The 15,567-nt window shown below is 31.1% G+C and carries 14 protein-coding genes; 9 read left to right on the top strand and 5 right to left on the bottom strand.

The genetic code is table 11. The annotated features are described in order from the left end of the window. Nucleotides 1–2 precede the first annotated feature (2 nt). Nucleotides 3–992 carry an ATP-binding protein gene (locus C4R78_RS07555; protein WP_103896471.1) on the bottom strand — a complete coding sequence of 330 codons (990 nt, stop codon included), beginning with the start codon at nucleotides 990–992 and terminating at the stop codon, nucleotides 3–5. Further along, nucleotides 970–1,899: a DnaD domain protein gene (locus C4R78_RS07550; protein ID WP_103896470.1), complete on the bottom strand. Its 930-nt coding sequence runs from the start codon at nucleotides 1,897–1,899 to the stop codon at nucleotides 970–972. The genes C4R78_RS07555 and C4R78_RS07550 overlap by 23 nt, the downstream gene beginning before the upstream one ends. Nucleotides 1,900–2,060: 161 nt before the next feature. Between C4R78_RS07550 and C4R78_RS07545 the strand changes: the two genes are divergently transcribed. Beyond that, on the top strand, nucleotides 2,061–3,377 hold the full coding sequence (locus C4R78_RS07545) for a M23 family metallopeptidase (RefSeq protein ID WP_103896469.1): 1,317 nt from the start codon (nucleotides 2,061–2,063) through the stop codon (nucleotides 3,375–3,377). 26 nt (nucleotides 3,378–3,403) lie between these two features. Here C4R78_RS07545 and C4R78_RS07540 read toward each other — a convergent pair whose 3' ends face one another. Together C4R78_RS07540 and C4R78_RS07535 are read right to left on the bottom strand one after the other, a co-directional pair. Further along, the gene (locus tag C4R78_RS07540) at nucleotides 3,404–4,573 is read right to left on the bottom strand and encodes a S8 family serine peptidase (RefSeq protein ID WP_103896468.1); all 1,170 of its coding nucleotides are present in this window, start codon (nucleotides 4,571–4,573) and stop codon (nucleotides 3,404–3,406) included. 48 nt (nucleotides 4,574–4,621) lie between these two features. Then, nucleotides 4,622–5,494 (bottom strand): selenium metabolism-associated LysR family transcriptional regulator, encoded by an 873-nt coding sequence (locus C4R78_RS07535; RefSeq protein ID WP_103896467.1) that lies wholly within the window; start codon nucleotides 5,492–5,494, stop codon nucleotides 4,622–4,624. 170 nt (nucleotides 5,495–5,664) lie between these two features. Between C4R78_RS07535 and C4R78_RS07530 the strand changes: the two genes are divergently transcribed. Continuing rightward, nucleotides 5,665–6,939: a UDP-N-acetylglucosamine 1-carboxyvinyltransferase gene (locus tag C4R78_RS07530; protein WP_103896466.1), complete on the top strand. Its 1,275-nt coding sequence runs from the start codon at nucleotides 5,665–5,667 to the stop codon at nucleotides 6,937–6,939. A gap of 19 nt (nucleotides 6,940–6,958) precedes the next feature. On the opposite strand, the gene C4R78_RS07525 is transcribed toward C4R78_RS07530, so the two are convergent. Continuing rightward, nucleotides 6,959–8,110 carry an NAD(P)-dependent malic enzyme gene (locus tag C4R78_RS07525; RefSeq protein ID WP_103896465.1) on the bottom strand — a complete coding sequence of 384 codons (1,152 nt, stop codon included), beginning with the start codon at nucleotides 8,108–8,110 and terminating at the stop codon, nucleotides 6,959–6,961. Nucleotides 8,111–8,259: 149 nt separating this feature from the next. Here C4R78_RS07525 and C4R78_RS07520 point away from each other — a divergent pair, with 149 nt between their 5' ends. The 7 genes from C4R78_RS07520 to C4R78_RS07490 form a co-directional block, all read left to right on the top strand. Further along, nucleotides 8,260–10,371, top strand: coding sequence for an HD domain-containing phosphohydrolase (locus C4R78_RS07520; protein WP_103896464.1), 2,112 nt, complete (start codon nucleotides 8,260–8,262; stop codon nucleotides 10,369–10,371). Between the two features lie 15 nt (nucleotides 10,372–10,386). Further along, nucleotides 10,387–11,175, top strand: coding sequence for an MBL fold metallo-hydrolase (locus C4R78_RS07515; RefSeq protein WP_103896463.1), 789 nt, complete (start codon nucleotides 10,387–10,389; stop codon nucleotides 11,173–11,175). A 12-nt stretch (nucleotides 11,176–11,187) separates the two neighbouring features. Beyond that, a complete protein-coding gene (locus tag C4R78_RS07510; RefSeq protein WP_103896462.1) occupies nucleotides 11,188–12,243 on the top strand; it encodes a S1C family serine protease in 1,056 nt (351 codons plus the stop codon). Nucleotides 12,244–12,416: 173 nt separating this feature from the next. Then, complete coding sequence (locus C4R78_RS07505) at nucleotides 12,417–13,649, top strand: uracil-xanthine permease family protein (RefSeq protein ID WP_103896461.1); 1,233 nt, start codon at nucleotides 12,417–12,419, stop codon at nucleotides 13,647–13,649. A gap of 57 nt (nucleotides 13,650–13,706) precedes the next feature. Continuing rightward, complete coding sequence (rlmH, locus tag C4R78_RS07500; RefSeq protein WP_103896460.1) at nucleotides 13,707–14,186, top strand: 23S rRNA (pseudouridine(1915)-N(3))-methyltransferase RlmH; 480 nt, start codon at nucleotides 13,707–13,709, stop codon at nucleotides 14,184–14,186. Nucleotides 14,187–14,197: 11 nt separating this feature from the next. Then, entirely contained in the window at nucleotides 14,198–15,199 is a 1,002-nt protein-coding gene (locus C4R78_RS07495; protein WP_103896459.1) for a tetratricopeptide repeat protein, read from the top strand. 133 nt (nucleotides 15,200–15,332) lie between these two features. Beyond that, nucleotides 15,333–15,567, top strand: a 235-nt coding sequence (locus C4R78_RS07490) for a transposase (RefSeq protein ID WP_173689757.1), incomplete at its 3' end; no start/stop codon positions are given.

Here is a 15,567-nt window from a genome sequence, read left to right as displayed (position 1 = left end):
GGTTAACTACCCATTTTTTTTAACCATTTTTTTATTCTTATATCTTCTCCAAAAAATTTGTAAACTTCAAAGTATCCAAATATCCTTGATTTTATTCTTTCTGCATATATAGAGTCAAAATCCTCTAAAGGCAAGTTGGTGGAAATTATCATTTTTTTATTTTTTAAAAGCCTTGCATTTAATATGTTAAAAAGCTCAAGCTGACTAACTCCTGTACTGTTAGGTTCTGTTCCAAGGTCGTCTATTATAAGAAGGTCACAATCTAATATATCTTCTAAAATTTCTTTTTGAGAGGATTCATCATGTCTTGAGCTTTTTATTATATTTATAAGGTCAGGAGCGGTTTGATAAATAACTACTTTTCCCATGTCCAAAAGGTCCTTTGCAATGCAGTGGGATAAAAATGTTTTTCCAAGACCTGAGCCTCCGTAGAAAAACAGACTTTTTTCAATTTTATCAAAGTTTCTTACAAAATCAAGGCATGCTGTAAATATTTCCTCCATATTTTTTCTTGGGGATTTACCTTCTTCTGGATAAACTTCATCAGAATAAAGGAATATATTAAATGTATCAAAATTTTCTTTTTTAAGAACTTCCTTTAGATTTGACTGAAGGTAAAGTTTGTCTACAAGTTTTTGTTTAAAACAAGAACATTTTTCAGAACCTATATAGCCTGTATCTTGGCATTTTTCACATTTGTATTTTATTTCCATATAATCAAGGGGAATATTATAAAAAGATAAAAGCTCTCCCTTTTCAATTTTTAAATTTGTTATTTTTTCTTTAGTTTCCTTCATTATTTTTTCTGGATCTTCACCGTTTATTATAGATATAGCCATTTGAATTCCAAGTTTTTTTATCTGCTCATCTATTTCCCTTATTCTTGGAATTTTAGAATAGACCTTTTCTATTCTTTCTTTTTGTTTTATTTTAGCTTCATTTTGAAGTTTTTCATATTCCTCCATTATCTCAGCTATTATCCTGCTTCTCACCTATATCCCTCCTTGAAAGGAGCATTTTTTCAAGTTCTTTTATATCATATTTTCTTTGTCCTCCGTAGCTGTTGAAGTAATTTTGAGTTTGTTTGCTGGCAATCCTTTGTTTCTTATCGTACTTTTTGATTTTCTCTAAGGAATCTAGATTGTTTTTATACCAGTCGCTTAGTATTGCATCTATATAGCTGAAATTTATTTCATTTATTCTTTTTACACATATTCTGCAGGCTTCCTTTATTATTTCATCTGAGAATTTAAAGTTATAAATCCATTTTTCTAAAAGTTCTTCTTGGGGTTTTGAAATTTCAAAGTCTTTTATGCCCATAAAGTTTAATATTTCTCTAAATTTGTTCCATTTTTCATCAAATTGGGTTAAATGACTTTGAGCATCTTCAATGGTTTTTATATTGCTTTCATGCCATGCTATTGCAACTTTTTCTATATATCTTATATCTGTCTTTTGTTTTGAAGCGCAATATTCAACTAAAAAGTTTATAACCTCAGGAGGGAATTTAAATTCTTCAACAAAGCTTATATAAGTTGATATTTCCTTTGTTGAAAGGGGTCTTGATAATATTTTTTCTATATTGTTTAGCATCTCCTGAAGGCTTAAGCTAAAATCGTTTCTTCTTGAATGGGTAAATGAAAGGGAGCCATCGCTGTTTACTATTAATATTCCTACTTCTTGAAGATATTCTATTGCTTTTACAACGTCGCTCTCTAGCATATTAAAATCCTTTGCTATTTTGCTTGTTGATATTTCAATTCCATCGTAGGCAGATTTTAAAATTATAAGATAAACCTTTAAGAAGTCTCCATTTATTTCCTTTAAGTATTTTTCAAAAAAATCATAGGGTATTGGAATAAAATCTAACAGCGGGGAATTTACTTTTATATTAGGCATAGTACCACACCTCTTTTGATTAGCTTGAAATATATTATAACAGTTTATATATTACAAAACAAATAGAAATAAATAGCTAATAAAATGCATACAATATAATATATTGAAAAACAGAATATATTATTGTATACTAAAGAACGTGGGCGAAAGGGGGATATAAGGTGCATTTAAGAGGTAAAGTAAGCTATTTAGGAATTTTAGTTGGAATATTGGTTGCAATAAGTTGTATTTATATAGATATATCTAAAAATAGCTTTTATTTAGTTACAGCTAACCACGAGATTGTAGGAATAGTAAAAGGAAGCAAAGCTTTAAATGAAGTGTTAGATTCTATAAAGAAGACAGATGGGGAAGCCTTTTTAAAATTTTTATCCTATAAAAAGGTAAAGCCTACAAGGAATTTTATCTCTCAAAGGGAGCTTGAAAAAAATATAAGGGAAAAGTTAAGCTTAAAATCAAAGGTTTATAGTATAAGAATAAACGGAGAAGAGGTAGTAAAGGTAAGAAATTATGAGGATTACAAAAATATTATAGAGGGATTAAAAAAGTATTACTATCCTAAAGTAGGAGGAAATATAAAAGTATTATCTTATAACATTAAGGAAAAAATAGATGTGGTTGAAATTTTAGATTACTATAAAAACACTGTGGATGTTGATGATGCTATACAAAAAATTGTAGATGGAAAAATGATAGTTTCTGAATACGAGGTTAAAGAAGGAGATACGATTTGGAATATAGCCCTTGATAATGATGTTTCCATTGAAGATATAAGGCTTGTAAATCCGGAGCTTAACATAGATAAAATAAAAATTGGTCAAAAAATAAAGATTGTAAAGAAAAAGCCTTACGTAAATGTTGAAATAGTTGCTATGGTAAGCTCAAGTGAATGCATCCCTTATGATACAAAAAAAATAATTGATAAAAATTTAAAAAAGGGCATACAAAAGGTTAAGGAAAAAGGACAAAACGGCGTTGCATATGTTGAAAAGAAAATAGTTGTATTAAACGATGATGTAGTTGAAGAAGATATTGTTTTAAATAAAATAGTAAAACAGCCAAAGGATGAGGTTTTGGTACTTGGAGCAAAAAAGGATTTATATGTAGCCTTTAATGGCTTTATAAGGCCTTCAAGGGGTGTTGTAACTTCAAGATTTGGATACAGATGGGGAAGAATGCATGAAGGTGTAGATATTGCAGCGTCTACAGGAACTCCTATATATGCTGCAGCATCAGGAAGGGTAATATTTGCAGGATGGAAAAGCGGATATGGAAAGTGCGTTATAATAAACCATGGAAATGGGTATCAAACGGTATATGGTCATGCAAGCAGAATATATGTAAGGTCAGGACAGTATATAAATAAAGGCGAAAGAATTGCTGCAGTTGGAAGCACAGGGCGTTCTACAGGACCTCACCTTCATTTTGAAGTTAGAAAAAATGGAATTCCACAAAATCCATTAAAGTATATAAAATAACCCAATTAAGGTAAACCTTAATTGGGTTATTTTAGTATTTTATCAAATATAAACAAACCTTTTCCTTGGGAAAATTTATTTTCTCCAAGGCTTATGGTTGATAAACATATTATTGATTTTAAATCCTTTGGGGTAAGATCAGGGTTTTTTTCAAGTATTATAGCTAAAGCTCCAGAGATTAAGGCAGAAGCTATTGAGGTTCCAGATTTTATAGTATAAAGATTACTCATTTTTGATGGTTTTCCTGGGGTATATAAAGGATCTGTTGCAAGAGATACAACATTAGATGCTGGGGCAACTACATCGGGTTTTTGGGTTTTATTCAATAAAGGACCTTTCCCTGAAAAGCTGCAGATTTTGCAGTTTTTTCTCTCTTGCCCTTCAGCTCCTCCAACGGTTATAACTTCTTCTATGTTTCCAGGGCAGTTAATAGAAAAGTTATAGGGACCTGAATTTCCAGAAGGTGCTACAATGCATATGTTTTTAGATATGGCTACTTTTATTATATCCTCAAGGGGATTTTTTATATTTATGTTAAATTCAAAGGGAAGGTTTATAATCCTTATGTTGTAAGAGCTTGCTATATTAATCAAAATATCTATTGCCTTAACCACATCGGATAAAAACCCTTTTCCACAAGAATCAAAGGCCTTTATCATTATTATATTTGAATCCGGTGCAATTCCTTCAAGGTTTGATGAATACTTTGAGGCGGCTATACAGCCGGATAAAAAGGTTCCATGACCGTTGTCATCATAAGGTTTTTCTATGCCGTTTATAAGGTCTTTAAAGTAAGTTATTGCATTTCTTTTAATAGTAAGATCAGGGTGAGGATATACTCCGGTATCTACTATTCCTATTCCTATGTTTTTTCCTGTAAGTTTAAACAGCCTTGGGTAATTTATTCCCATGATTTTTTCTGCTTCTTTTAAACAGAGGTTTCCTTTATAATCAAAACATATAAAGGAAACCTCTGGATATTCAGATATATAGTCTATTGACAAAGGCGAAAGTTCACAAGATACTGCTTTTATATTTTCATATTCCCACTTTATTTTGCCGCCTAGAGATGTTATTTTGCCTTTTATTTTTTTTGAATCATCTTTAAAACTTATTAAAATGGGTATTTTGTTTTTTAAGTTTATACTTAAAAAATTTTTTATATAGGGATCTATTTTTTTATTTGAGAAGAACATATCGTGCCCTCATAAAAATTTATGCATTATATTATATGCAGTAAAATTTTAAATGTTACATATAAATTCACAAAAGGCCCTTGCAGCAGGGGATAAAGTTCTTTTTTTATGGATAGCTAAATATATGTTTCTTTTGATATCAAAACCTTCAACCTCATGCTTTTTTATGTATCCTGCTTTTATATAATCTTCACAAGCGGATTCTGAAATTATTGATATTCCAAGGCCATTTTTTACAAACTGTAAAACTGCCTCAAAGCTGTTTGCTTCAATTACTACTTTTATTTTATCTAGAAGTTCTTTTTTAGCTAAATAATTTTCAAATATATTTCTTGTTGCTGAACCTTTTTCTCGTAGTATAAATTTTTCCTTTATTAATTCATTTATGCTTTTTATGTCTTTGTAATCTTTACTGCTTATAACAACCAGTTTATCGTCAGCTATTACTTTATAATCAAGCCTTTCATCATGAATTACTTCTCCAACTATTCCAAGTTCTACGTCTCCTTTTAATATTAAATCTACTACGTTTTTAGTGCTGGCTTCTTTAACATCGAATTCGACAGAAGGATAAACTTCTGTGAATTTTTTAACCATTAAAGGTAGCAAAAACCTACAAGGGGTTGTGCTTGATGCTATTATTAGTTTTCCAGAGATTTTTTTTTCAAATTCGCTTATTGAATAAATTGCGTTATTTCTTATATTTAAAAGATTTATTGCATATTCAAAAAATATTTTTCCTGCAGGAGTTAAAGTGACTTCTTTGCTGTTTCTGTCAAATAAAATTGTGTTTAATTCTTTTTCAAGGTTTGATATATGGGCACTTATTGTTGGTTGAGATAAAAATATTGCTTCGGCGGCTTTTGAAAAGCTTTTAAATTTTGCTACATTAACGAAAGCTTCGATTTGTTTAAAGTCCATTAGTTCACCCCCTAATTTAAATATATTTTATTTTATTAATGCTTTCAATACTAGATATAAAAAAAAACAATAAACTTTTTTAAATGGAATAAAAAAGTAGTTACATTTAAATAGATAAAGTGATATAATAAAAATTACGGTTTACAATATAAAAGAAGGAAGGGTGCAGGATGGATAAGTTACAGATAGAAGGCGGAAGAAAACTTTATGGAGAAGTAACTATAGGTGGAGCTAAAAATGCAGCTGTTGCAATCTTACCTGCTTCACTTTTAATAGATGAAGGGGTTTGTAATATAGATAATATACCGGATATAAAAGACATAAAATGTCTTGAAAATATAATGGTGGATTTAGGAGTTTCATTAACTTCTGAAAGGGATGGTCATGTTAAAATAAATCCTAGTTCTATAAAAACACATGTAGCCCATGGAGAAAATGTAAGATCAATGAGGGCTTCCTACTACCTTTTAGGAGCTTTGCTTGGCAAATATAACAAAGCAGAAGTTGAGTTTCCAGGGGGCTGTTCTATAGGGGTAAGGCCAATAGACCAGCACATAAAAGGATTTGAAGCCCTTGGTGCAAAGGTTACTATAGAACATGGATATATAAGAGCTGAAGCTCCGAATGGATTAAAGGGTGCTAATATTTATCTTGACGTTGTAAGCGTTGGTGCTACTATAAATATAATGCTTGCTGCAGTTAAAGCAAAAGGAACAACGGTAATTGAAAATGCTGCAAAGGAGCCCCATGTTGTTGACGTTGCAAACTTTTTAAATTCTATGGGAGCCAATATAAAGGGAGCAGGAACTGATGTTATAAAAATAGTTGGAGTTGATAAATTAAAGGGTTGTGATTATTCTGTAATTCCAGACCAGATAGAAGCAGGAACATACATGGTTGCAGCAGCTATAACAAAGGGAGATGTTTTAATTAAAAATGTTATTCCAAAACATTTAGAATCCATTACTGCAAAGCTTTTAGAGATGGGAGTTAATATTGAAGAATATGAGGATTCATTAAGGGTTTACTGCAAACAAAGACCAAAGGCTGTAAATATAAAAACGCTTCCTTATCCGGGATTCCCAACAGATATTCAACAACCCTTTACAACTTTGCTTTCTGTATCAGAAGGAAGAAGCATAGTTACAGAAAGCATATGGGAAGGAAGGTTTAAACATGTGGATGAGTTAAAAAGAATGGGGGCTAACATAAAGGTTGAGGGAAAAGTTGCTATAATAGACGGAGTTGAGAAGCTTTCAGGGGCTGAAGTTATGGCAACAGACCTTAGAGGAGGAGCTGCCCTTGTTATTGCAGGCCTTGCAGCTGAAGGTGTAACTACTGTTACCCATGTAAAGCATATAGATAGGGGATATGAAAAAATTGAAGAAAAGCTTAGAAAGCTTGGGGCTAGCATAATTAGAATAATAGATAAAAAATATGAATAAAAGGTGGGATGTTCCCACCTTATTTTATTGCAGCTTTATAAACTGCTTCTGCTACTTTTTTTTGAACTTCTAAGTTAAAGGCCTTTGGAATTATATAGTTTTCATTTAGCTCATCTTCTTTAACAAAATTTGCTATTGCCTCTGCTGCAGCAAGTTTCATATCATCTGTTATCTTTTTTGCCCTTGCATCTAAAGCCCCCCTAAATACTCCAGGGAAAGCAAGGACATTGTTTATTTGGTTTTCAAAATCTGACCTTCCTGTTCCAATAATTCTTGCACCAGCTTCTTTAGCTTCATCAGGGAAAATTTCTGGAGTTGGGTTTGCCATTGCAAAAACTATTGCATCTTTATTCATGCTTTTGACCATATCTTTTGTTAAAACATATGGAGCTGAAACCCCTATAAATACGTCGGCACCTTTTATTACATCTTTTAAAAGGCCTTTTTCTTTGTTAGGGTTTGTTATTTTTGAAAGTTCTAATTTATACTTATCTAGGTTATGTTCAGGGTCTAAAACTCCTTTTTTGTCGCACACTATTATGTTTTTAGCACCAGCCTTTAATAGAAGTTTTGTTATAGCAGTTCCGGCAGCCCCAGCACCATTTACTATTATTTTTATGTTCTCTATTTTTTTACCTACTATTTTTAAAGCATTTTTAAGGGCAGCAAGAGTAACTATTGCAGTTCCATGTTGGTCATCGTGAAATACAGGAATATCAAGTCTTTCCTTTAGTTTTTCTTCAATTTCAAAGCACCTTGGGGCAGATATATCTTCAAGGTTTATTCCTCCAAAGCTTTTTGAAATTTTTACAATGGTTTCTACTATTTCATCAACATCTTTAGAATCTATTACTATAGGGAAAGCATCTACATCTGCAAACTTTTTAAATAAAACACATTTTCCTTCCATAACAGGAAGACTTGCTAAGGGGCCTATATCTCCAAGCCCTAAAACAGCACTTCCATCTGATATTACTGCAATTGTGTTCCATTTTCTTGTATATTTATAGGCCTTATCGGGATCTTTATGTATTTCTATACATGGCTGAGCAACTCCTGGGGTATAGGCAAGGGATAGTTCTTTTGAATTTGAAACTTCAACCCTTGAAATGACTTCAATTTTACCCTTTACATCTTCGTGAAATTTTAAAGCTTCATCATATATGGACATTTTATCACTCCTTCCTTAATAATTATTATAAAGTATAATGTATATTTTTAAAAGTTTTTTAGCGTTTTATATTTTGAAAATTATGTCAACTTTTGTTGAAAATAAAGTTAATTTTAGAATATAATAAATTAAGAAAAGGTGGTGGGGTTATGAAGTATGGGATGAGGATTTTAAGCTTTGTAATAGTTTTACTTGTATTTATTCAAATTTATTATATTAAAGTTATTATGGGGAGATTTTACTACCAAATTGAACTTCAAAGAAAAAATGAGCTAAAACAAAAAGTTGAGATAGCTTATAATACCATTTATCCAATAATAGAAAGCTTAAATAAAGGAGAGATATCAAAAAAGGATGCAATAGATAAAGTTACAGATATTGTAAGAAGAATGACCTATAAAGATGAGTATTCAGATAATTATATATTTATGAGCACTTTTGATGGCACATATCTTGTTCAGCCCTTTGAAAAGGATAAAGAGGGTAAAAATTTTTGGGATTATAAAGATGTAAAAGGAAATTATGTAATAAGAAATCTTGTAAGTGCTGCAAAAAGCAAACCTGAAGGGGATTTTGTTTTGTATTATGCAACACCTCCTGGATTTGATACACCTCAGCCAAAGCTTTCTTTTGTAAAGGGAATACCTCAAATAGAAGCCTATATAGGAACTGGAATGTATATTCAAAACACATTTAAGGTTATGCTTTTGCTTTTTAAAAGGATGCATATATCTTTAATAATTATTTTAATTCTTTCCTTTAGTTTATTTTTGATGTTCTTTTATAAGCTAAGTCAGGATAAAAAGCTTCTTGAAAAAGAAATAAAAAAAAGAAAACTTATAGAAGATGAACTTTTAAAAAGAAATAAATACTTAACCTCCCTTTTTGAAAATTCTCCAGATGCTTTGATTGAATTTGATAAGGATGGTATGATAACTAATGTTAATAAAGCCTTTGAAAATATGTTTGGTTATAAAAGGGATGAGTGTATAAAAAGGCATATTGATGATATAGATATTTTCAAAGATTTTAAAGAGGAAGCTAAAAATTTTACTAAGGAGTTTTTTAAAAAAGGATTTTGCAGTTTTGAAGCAACAAGGTTTACAAAGGACGGAAAACCTGTTAATGTTCTTATAAGAGGGATTATCATTAAAGTAGATGAAAATATTATAGGGGGGTATATAATTTATACGGATATTACAAAACAAAAGAAATATCAAAAAAAGCTTGAATATTTAAGTTTTCATGATGGCTTGACAGGGCTTTATAATTACAGCTTTTTTCATAATAAAATAAAAGAATATTCAAAGCATGAATACCTTCCTTTAAGCATTATAATGGCTGACTTAAATGGCCTTAAACTTGTAAACGATACTATGGGCCATGCCTATGGGGATAAGCTTTTAATAGATTTTTGTAAAGTGCTTATAAAAACAAAGAGAAAGCAGGATTTAGTGTTTAGAATAGGAGGAGATGAATTTTTAATTTTACTGCCCAACACCCATAAATATGAAGCTGAAAGGATTCTTAAAGCTTTAAGGGAGAATATAAAAGAATATAACGATAAAATAAAGGAAAAGATATTTACTTTAAGTGCCTCCTTTGGTTTAGCAACTAAAGAGGATGATAGAGATATCTTATCTGTTATAAAAGAAGCTGATGATAATATGTATAAGGATAAACTTTTGGATAAAACAAGTTCAAAAAATCAAATATTAAACGTTCTATTAACTGCCTTAGGAGAAAAGGACTATGTAACAAAGGGGCATACCGATAGGGTAAAGGATATGTGCCAAAAGATGGCAGAAAAGATAAGGCTTGGAGAAGTTCAAAAAAATAATCTAATTCTTCTTGCTGATATGCATGATATTGGAAAAGTTGCTATTCCGGATAATATATTAAACAAAAGCAGACCTTTAACAAAAGAGGAATGGGAAATATTAAAAAGCCATTCAGAAAAGGGATATAGGATAGCCTTATCTTCTCTTGAGCTTTCTAAAATTGCAGAACTTATTCTTAAACATCACGAAAGATGGGATGGCAAAGGATATCCCTTTGGATTAAAAGGAGAAGAAATACCTATAGAATGTAGAATCTTAGCTGTTGCGGATGCCTATGATGCTATGACTAATTTAAGACCCTACAATAAAGTAAAAACTCCACATGAAGCAATAGAGGAGATAAAACGATGCTCTGGAACCCAGTTTGATCCTTTTATTGTGGAAGTATTTTTAGAATTAAAGGCAAATAATATAATTTAGAAAAGAGGAGATATTATGGAATTTTGTTCTCTATACAGCGGAAGCAGTGGAAACTGTTTATATGTTGGGACAGAGAAAACAAAAATATTAATAGATGCAGGACTTTCAGGAAAGAAAATAGAAGAAGGATTAAAGCAAATAGGAATAAATCCCTGTGATATAAAGGCTATTTTAATAACCCATGAACATGAAGACCATATAAAAGGAGCAGGAATTTTATCAAGAAGGTTTAATATTCCTATTTATGCTAATACTAGTACATGGAAGGCAATTTATAACTCCATTGGGCAGATAAAACACAATAATATAAAAGTATTTGAAGGGTATGCTGGCTTTGAAATAGGGGACTTATTTGTAAAACCCTTTAAAATTCCCCATGATGCAGAAGAGCCTGTTGGATATTCCTTTTATTTTAAAAACAAAAAAATTTCTATAGCAACTGATATAGGTCATCCCTGTGATGAGGTTAAGGAAAATATAAAGGATTCTGACTTTATACTTTTAGAGTCTAATCATGATGTTGAACTTTTAAAGGTTGGCCCTTATCCTTATCATTTAAAAAGAAGAATATTAAGCGATAGAGGGCATCTTTCAAACGAGGATGCAGCAAAAATGATTTTAAAGATGATAAACAGCAAAATAAAAAAAATAATGCTTGGGCATTTAAGCAAAACTAATAATTATCCTGAGCTTGCCTTAAGGACTGTAATTTCCATCCTTGAAATGAATGGAATAAAGGATGGAAAGGATTTAATAATAGATATTGCCCATAGAGATAGGGTGGGGAGGGTTCAATTTATATAAAAGGTGGTTGTTATGGAGGAGAGAAGACCTTCCCTTTTTTCTTATTTTATAGTTTCTGTTTTGGGAGCTTTAATTGGTGCTTTTTTAATTATTTTATTTTTTCCTGCGGCAATACAGGGAAAGGAAGAAAACAAAATAGAAAAAAGAATTGTTATAGAAAAAACTACGGATTTTTCCTATGCTGCCAACAAGGTTTTGCCAAGCGTTGTATCTATATCAAGCAAAAATCAAGCAGCTTCTGGATTTATAATAGACAAAAAAGGATATATAGCAACCAATAGCCATGTTTTAGGCAACAATATAATAGTAAGCCTAAGCGATGGTAGAGAATTTCCTGCAAAAGTTGTTTTTGAAGATAAAGTTTTAGATATAGCTATAATAAAAATAGATGCTCAAGACCTTAAGGAAGTTACCTTAGGAGATTCAAACCTTATAAATATAGGGGAATGTGTTTTAGCAATAGGAAATCCTTTAAACTTAAAATATCAAAGGACTGTTACAGCAGGAATTATAAGCGGAAAGGACATTACAATAGAGATTGAAAAGGGAAAGTTTATGGAGGATCTTATTCAAACGGATGCGGCTATAAACAAAGGAAACAGCGGAGGTCCCCTTATAAACCTTCAAGGAGAAGTTATAGGGATAAACTCAGTTAAAGCTACGGAGTATGAGGGAATAGGCTTTGCAATCCCGATAAATATCATAAAACCTGTATTAAAATCTTTAAGGGAAAAAGGAGAGTTTAAAACTCCCACATTAGGGCTTAAAGTTTTTGATGTTGAAACTGCAAAGCACTATAACTACAACATAAATGAAGGAATTTATATATATGAAGTTATAAAGGATGGGCCAGCCGATAAGGTAGGAATAAAAGAAGGAGATTTAATCCTTGCAATAGACGAGGTTTATGTAAACAGGGTAGTTGACCTTAAAAGGGAGCTTTACTTAAAGGATATAGGTTCAACAGTAAAGTTAAAGATAAAAACGCCTTTAGGAGATATTAAAGATATAGAAGTTACATTAGATGATGCTGAAAATTTATCTGTAGATGTAGTAAAAAAACATTGATTTTTTAATAATTGTATGATAATATAAGTAAGAAAACAAAGTCTTTAAATCAGCCCCGTGAGGCTGGTAAGATGATATAAAAGATTATAACTTCTTACCGCCCATGGTAAGAAGTTTTTTTATGCAAAAAACTTTTAATTCAGTCCAGTGAGGCTGAAAAAGGAGGTTTTAAAATGCAGGAAAAAGTTATATTAACAACAACCTGTGAGGCTACATCTTTTAAAAGGCTTAAAAAATTTATCTTGGCTATTCAGCATCTTATAGCCATGTTTGGAGCCACAGTGTTAGTCCCAATTCTAACAGGTCTTAACCCTTCAGTTGCTATCTTTACCGCAGGTCTTGGAACCATGATATTTCATCTTTGCACAAAGAAAAAAGTTCCTGTTTTCCTTGGCTCGTCCTTTGCGTTTATCCCAGGCATACTAGCTGTAAAGGAAGTTTATAAAGATTTAAGATATGCTCAAGGTGGAATAGTAGTTGCAGGGTTAGTGTATGTTTTAGCATCCCTTTTGGTAAAAAAGGTTGGAGCTGAAAGGATAAAAAAATTTTTACCACCTCAAATAGTAGGTCCAATGATTATGGTAATAGGTTTGAACTTAGTTCCGGTAGCCTACAAAAGCGCAAAGACAAACTTGCTTATTTCAGTAACAACCCTATCAGTGGCAGTAGGTATAATTCTGTTTGGGAAAGGTTTAATAAAGCAGCTTTCTATAATAATAGCGGTTACCGTAGGATATGTTTTGTCCCTAGCTTTAGGAATAGTGGATACTTCAATAATAAACTCAGCAAAATTTATAGAAATTCCAAGATTCACCTTACCTAAATTTAGCTTTGGCGCAGTAGCAATAATAGTTCCTGTTGTTCTTGTGGTGTTTATGGAGCATATAGGGGATATAACAACTAATGGGCAAGTTGTAGGAAAAGACTTCATAAAGGATCCAGGGCTTGATAGGACTTTACTTGGCGATGGGCTAGCAACTATGGTAGCAGGTTTTTTAGGAGGTCCAGCAAATACAACCTATGGTGAAAACACAGGAGTTTTGGCAATAACTAAAAATTATGACCCTTCAGTTCTAAGGCTTACAGCAATTTTCGCAATGGTTATAGGGTTTATAGGAAAAGTTGGCGCAGTTTTAAAAACAGTTCCAGCTCCAGTAATAGGAGGAATAAGCTTTGTTTTATACACAATGATAGCCTTAATCGGTGTTAAGACTATAAAAAACAATAACGTAGAGCTTAATATAAAAAACATAATAATTATGGCAACCATATTAATCCTTGGACTTTTACCTTCATATGCAGGTATAAATATAGGAATACCTATAACATCAACAGTTAAAATACAAGGGTTAAGTTTTGCAGCAATAGTTGGAGTTATAATGAATATGCTGTTAAATAAACAGTAGAAGTTGTATAATAAAGGGAGGGGTTACCTCCCTTAATTTTTTTAAGGAGGGTATAGTATGAATATAGATATAATTTGTGTAGGAAAGTTAAAAGAAAAATATTTAAAAGATGGAATAGAAGAATATAAAAAAAGGCTTTCAAGGTATTGCAATATAAACATAATAGAAGTTCCAGATGAAAAGGCCCCTGAAAACATATCACAAAAAGAAGAGGATATTATAAAACAAAAAGAAGGATTTGGAATACTAAAGCATGTAAAGGATAATTCCTTTGTAATAGCCCTTGAGATAAAAGGAAAAATGATGTCTTCAGAAGAACTTGCAGATTTTATAAAAGAAAGACAAGTTACGGGAGATTCAAACCTTACGTTTATAATAGGAGGTTCTATAGGACTTTCAAAGGAGGTTTTACAAAGGGCAAACTTAAAGCTTTCCTTCTCGAAAATGACTTTTCCCCACCAGCTTATGAGGCTTATACTGTTAGAACAAATCTACAGGGCCTTTAAAATAATAAAGGGTGAACCGTATCATAAGTAAGGGGGTATTTTATGATTGATTTTTATTCGGAAATTCAGGGTATAAAACCTATAAATATAAAGGATTTGCAGTTAAAATATAAAGCTAATGATGATGTTATAAAGTCTATTATTTTGTATAATAAAGCCATTGCAGAAATAAAGGCAAATAATGTGGAGGAAGCTATAAAAGATTTAAAGAAGTCCTTATCTTTTAATAAAGGATTCCCTGAAGCAACAAAGCTTTTGGGGTTATGCTATATATATAACAAAGAATATAGGAAAGCAAGAAAGTTGTTTAAAAGCATGATTAAAAATGGGATATACAAGGATATAGCAAACAAGTATTTAAACGTTTTAGGTAATCAGCCAAAAGTAAATGTTAAAAAAGTAGTGGTAGTTTTAAGCATTATCACATTGTGTTTTGGTGTCTCTTATGGTTTTATATTAATTTCAAAAACAATGAATAAGCCTTATGTTAAGGTGGCAAATTCTGATAAAGTTAATGATTTAAAAAAAGACAAGGAAAAAATATATAGCCAATTAAATAATGCCAAAGAAGAGCTAGACAAAACAAAATCTGAGCTTGAATACTACAAAAGCAAATATGAGATTTTGCTGAAACTAAATGAGATTGAACAATATTATAAAGATGGAGATTATGAAAAGGCTGCTAGCAGTTTAGTAGAGATGAAAAATATAAAATTGGACAAGGAATTAAAATTAAAATTTAATAGATTATATTCTGATATAAGATTAAAGGGTTTATGGATTATATACAACGAAGGCAATAAGTTATACAAAAAAGGAAAATACAAAGAAGCTTTGCCAAAACTAAAGTTAGCCTATGAGCTTGGAGCAGATAATGATATTATGCCTTGGCTTACATATCAGATAGGAAAGTGCTATAAAGAAATTAAAGATGATTCTAATGCCCTTATATTTTTTAAAAAGGTAGTAGATAATTATCCCAATTCTAGATATGCTTATAACTGTAAAAAATTAATAGAGCAAATGATGAGCAAAAATAGATAAAGGGAATCTCATGGGAGATTCCCTCAGATTGTTGACAAAGTATAATTTTAAAAAGAGAATCCATCACAAAAAAAGGATTCTCTTTTTTTATGTCGAAATATAATAATATACGAAGTAATAAAGGAGGATAAGTATGCTAACAATCAACAAAGATAAAATTCGTAGAGAACAAGTTGAATTTATCTCTGTTGACCAATTGGTTCCAGAAGATCATTTAGTTAGAAAAATAGAAAAAGCTATCAATTTTGATTTCATATATGATCTTGTAAAGGACATGTATTGCTTAAATAATGGGAGACCAAGCATAGATCCTGTTGTATTAATTAAAATAGTTTTAATTCAATATATGTTTGGTATAAAATCTATAC

The organism is Caloramator fervidus, from assembly GCF_900108045.1.
Taxonomy (GTDB): domain Bacteria; phylum Bacillota; class Clostridia; order Clostridiales; family Caloramatoraceae; genus Caloramator; species Caloramator fervidus.
This window is presented reverse-complemented; position numbering and strand designations above follow the sequence as displayed.

Coding starts and splice junctions, on each gene's coding strand:
- C4R78_RS07540 (WP_103896468.1), bottom strand. CDS start 4,573: ATGTTCTTCTCAAATAAAAAAATAGATCCCTATATAAAAAATTTTTTA.
- C4R78_RS07535 (WP_103896467.1), bottom strand. CDS start 5,494: ATGGACTTTAAACAAATCGAAGCTTTCGTTAATGTAGCAAAATTTAAA.
- C4R78_RS07495 (WP_103896459.1), top strand. CDS start 14,198: ATGATTGATTTTTATTCGGAAATTCAGGGTATAAAACCTATAAATATA.
- C4R78_RS07515 (WP_103896463.1), top strand. CDS start 10,387: ATGGAATTTTGTTCTCTATACAGCGGAAGCAGTGGAAACTGTTTATAT.
- C4R78_RS07510 (WP_103896462.1), top strand. CDS start 11,188: ATGGAGGAGAGAAGACCTTCCCTTTTTTCTTATTTTATAGTTTCTGTT.
- C4R78_RS07525 (WP_103896465.1), bottom strand. CDS start 8,110: ATGTCCATATATGATGAAGCTTTAAAATTTCACGAAGATGTAAAGGGT.
- C4R78_RS07520 (WP_103896464.1), top strand. CDS start 8,260: ATGAAGTATGGGATGAGGATTTTAAGCTTTGTAATAGTTTTACTTGTA.
- C4R78_RS07550 (WP_103896470.1), bottom strand. CDS start 1,899: ATGCCTAATATAAAAGTAAATTCCCCGCTGTTAGATTTTATTCCAATA.
- rlmH (WP_103896460.1), top strand. CDS start 13,707: ATGAATATAGATATAATTTGTGTAGGAAAGTTAAAAGAAAAATATTTA.
- C4R78_RS07505 (WP_103896461.1), top strand. CDS start 12,417: ATGCAGGAAAAAGTTATATTAACAACAACCTGTGAGGCTACATCTTTT.
- C4R78_RS07530 (WP_103896466.1), top strand. CDS start 5,665: ATGGATAAGTTACAGATAGAAGGCGGAAGAAAACTTTATGGAGAAGTA.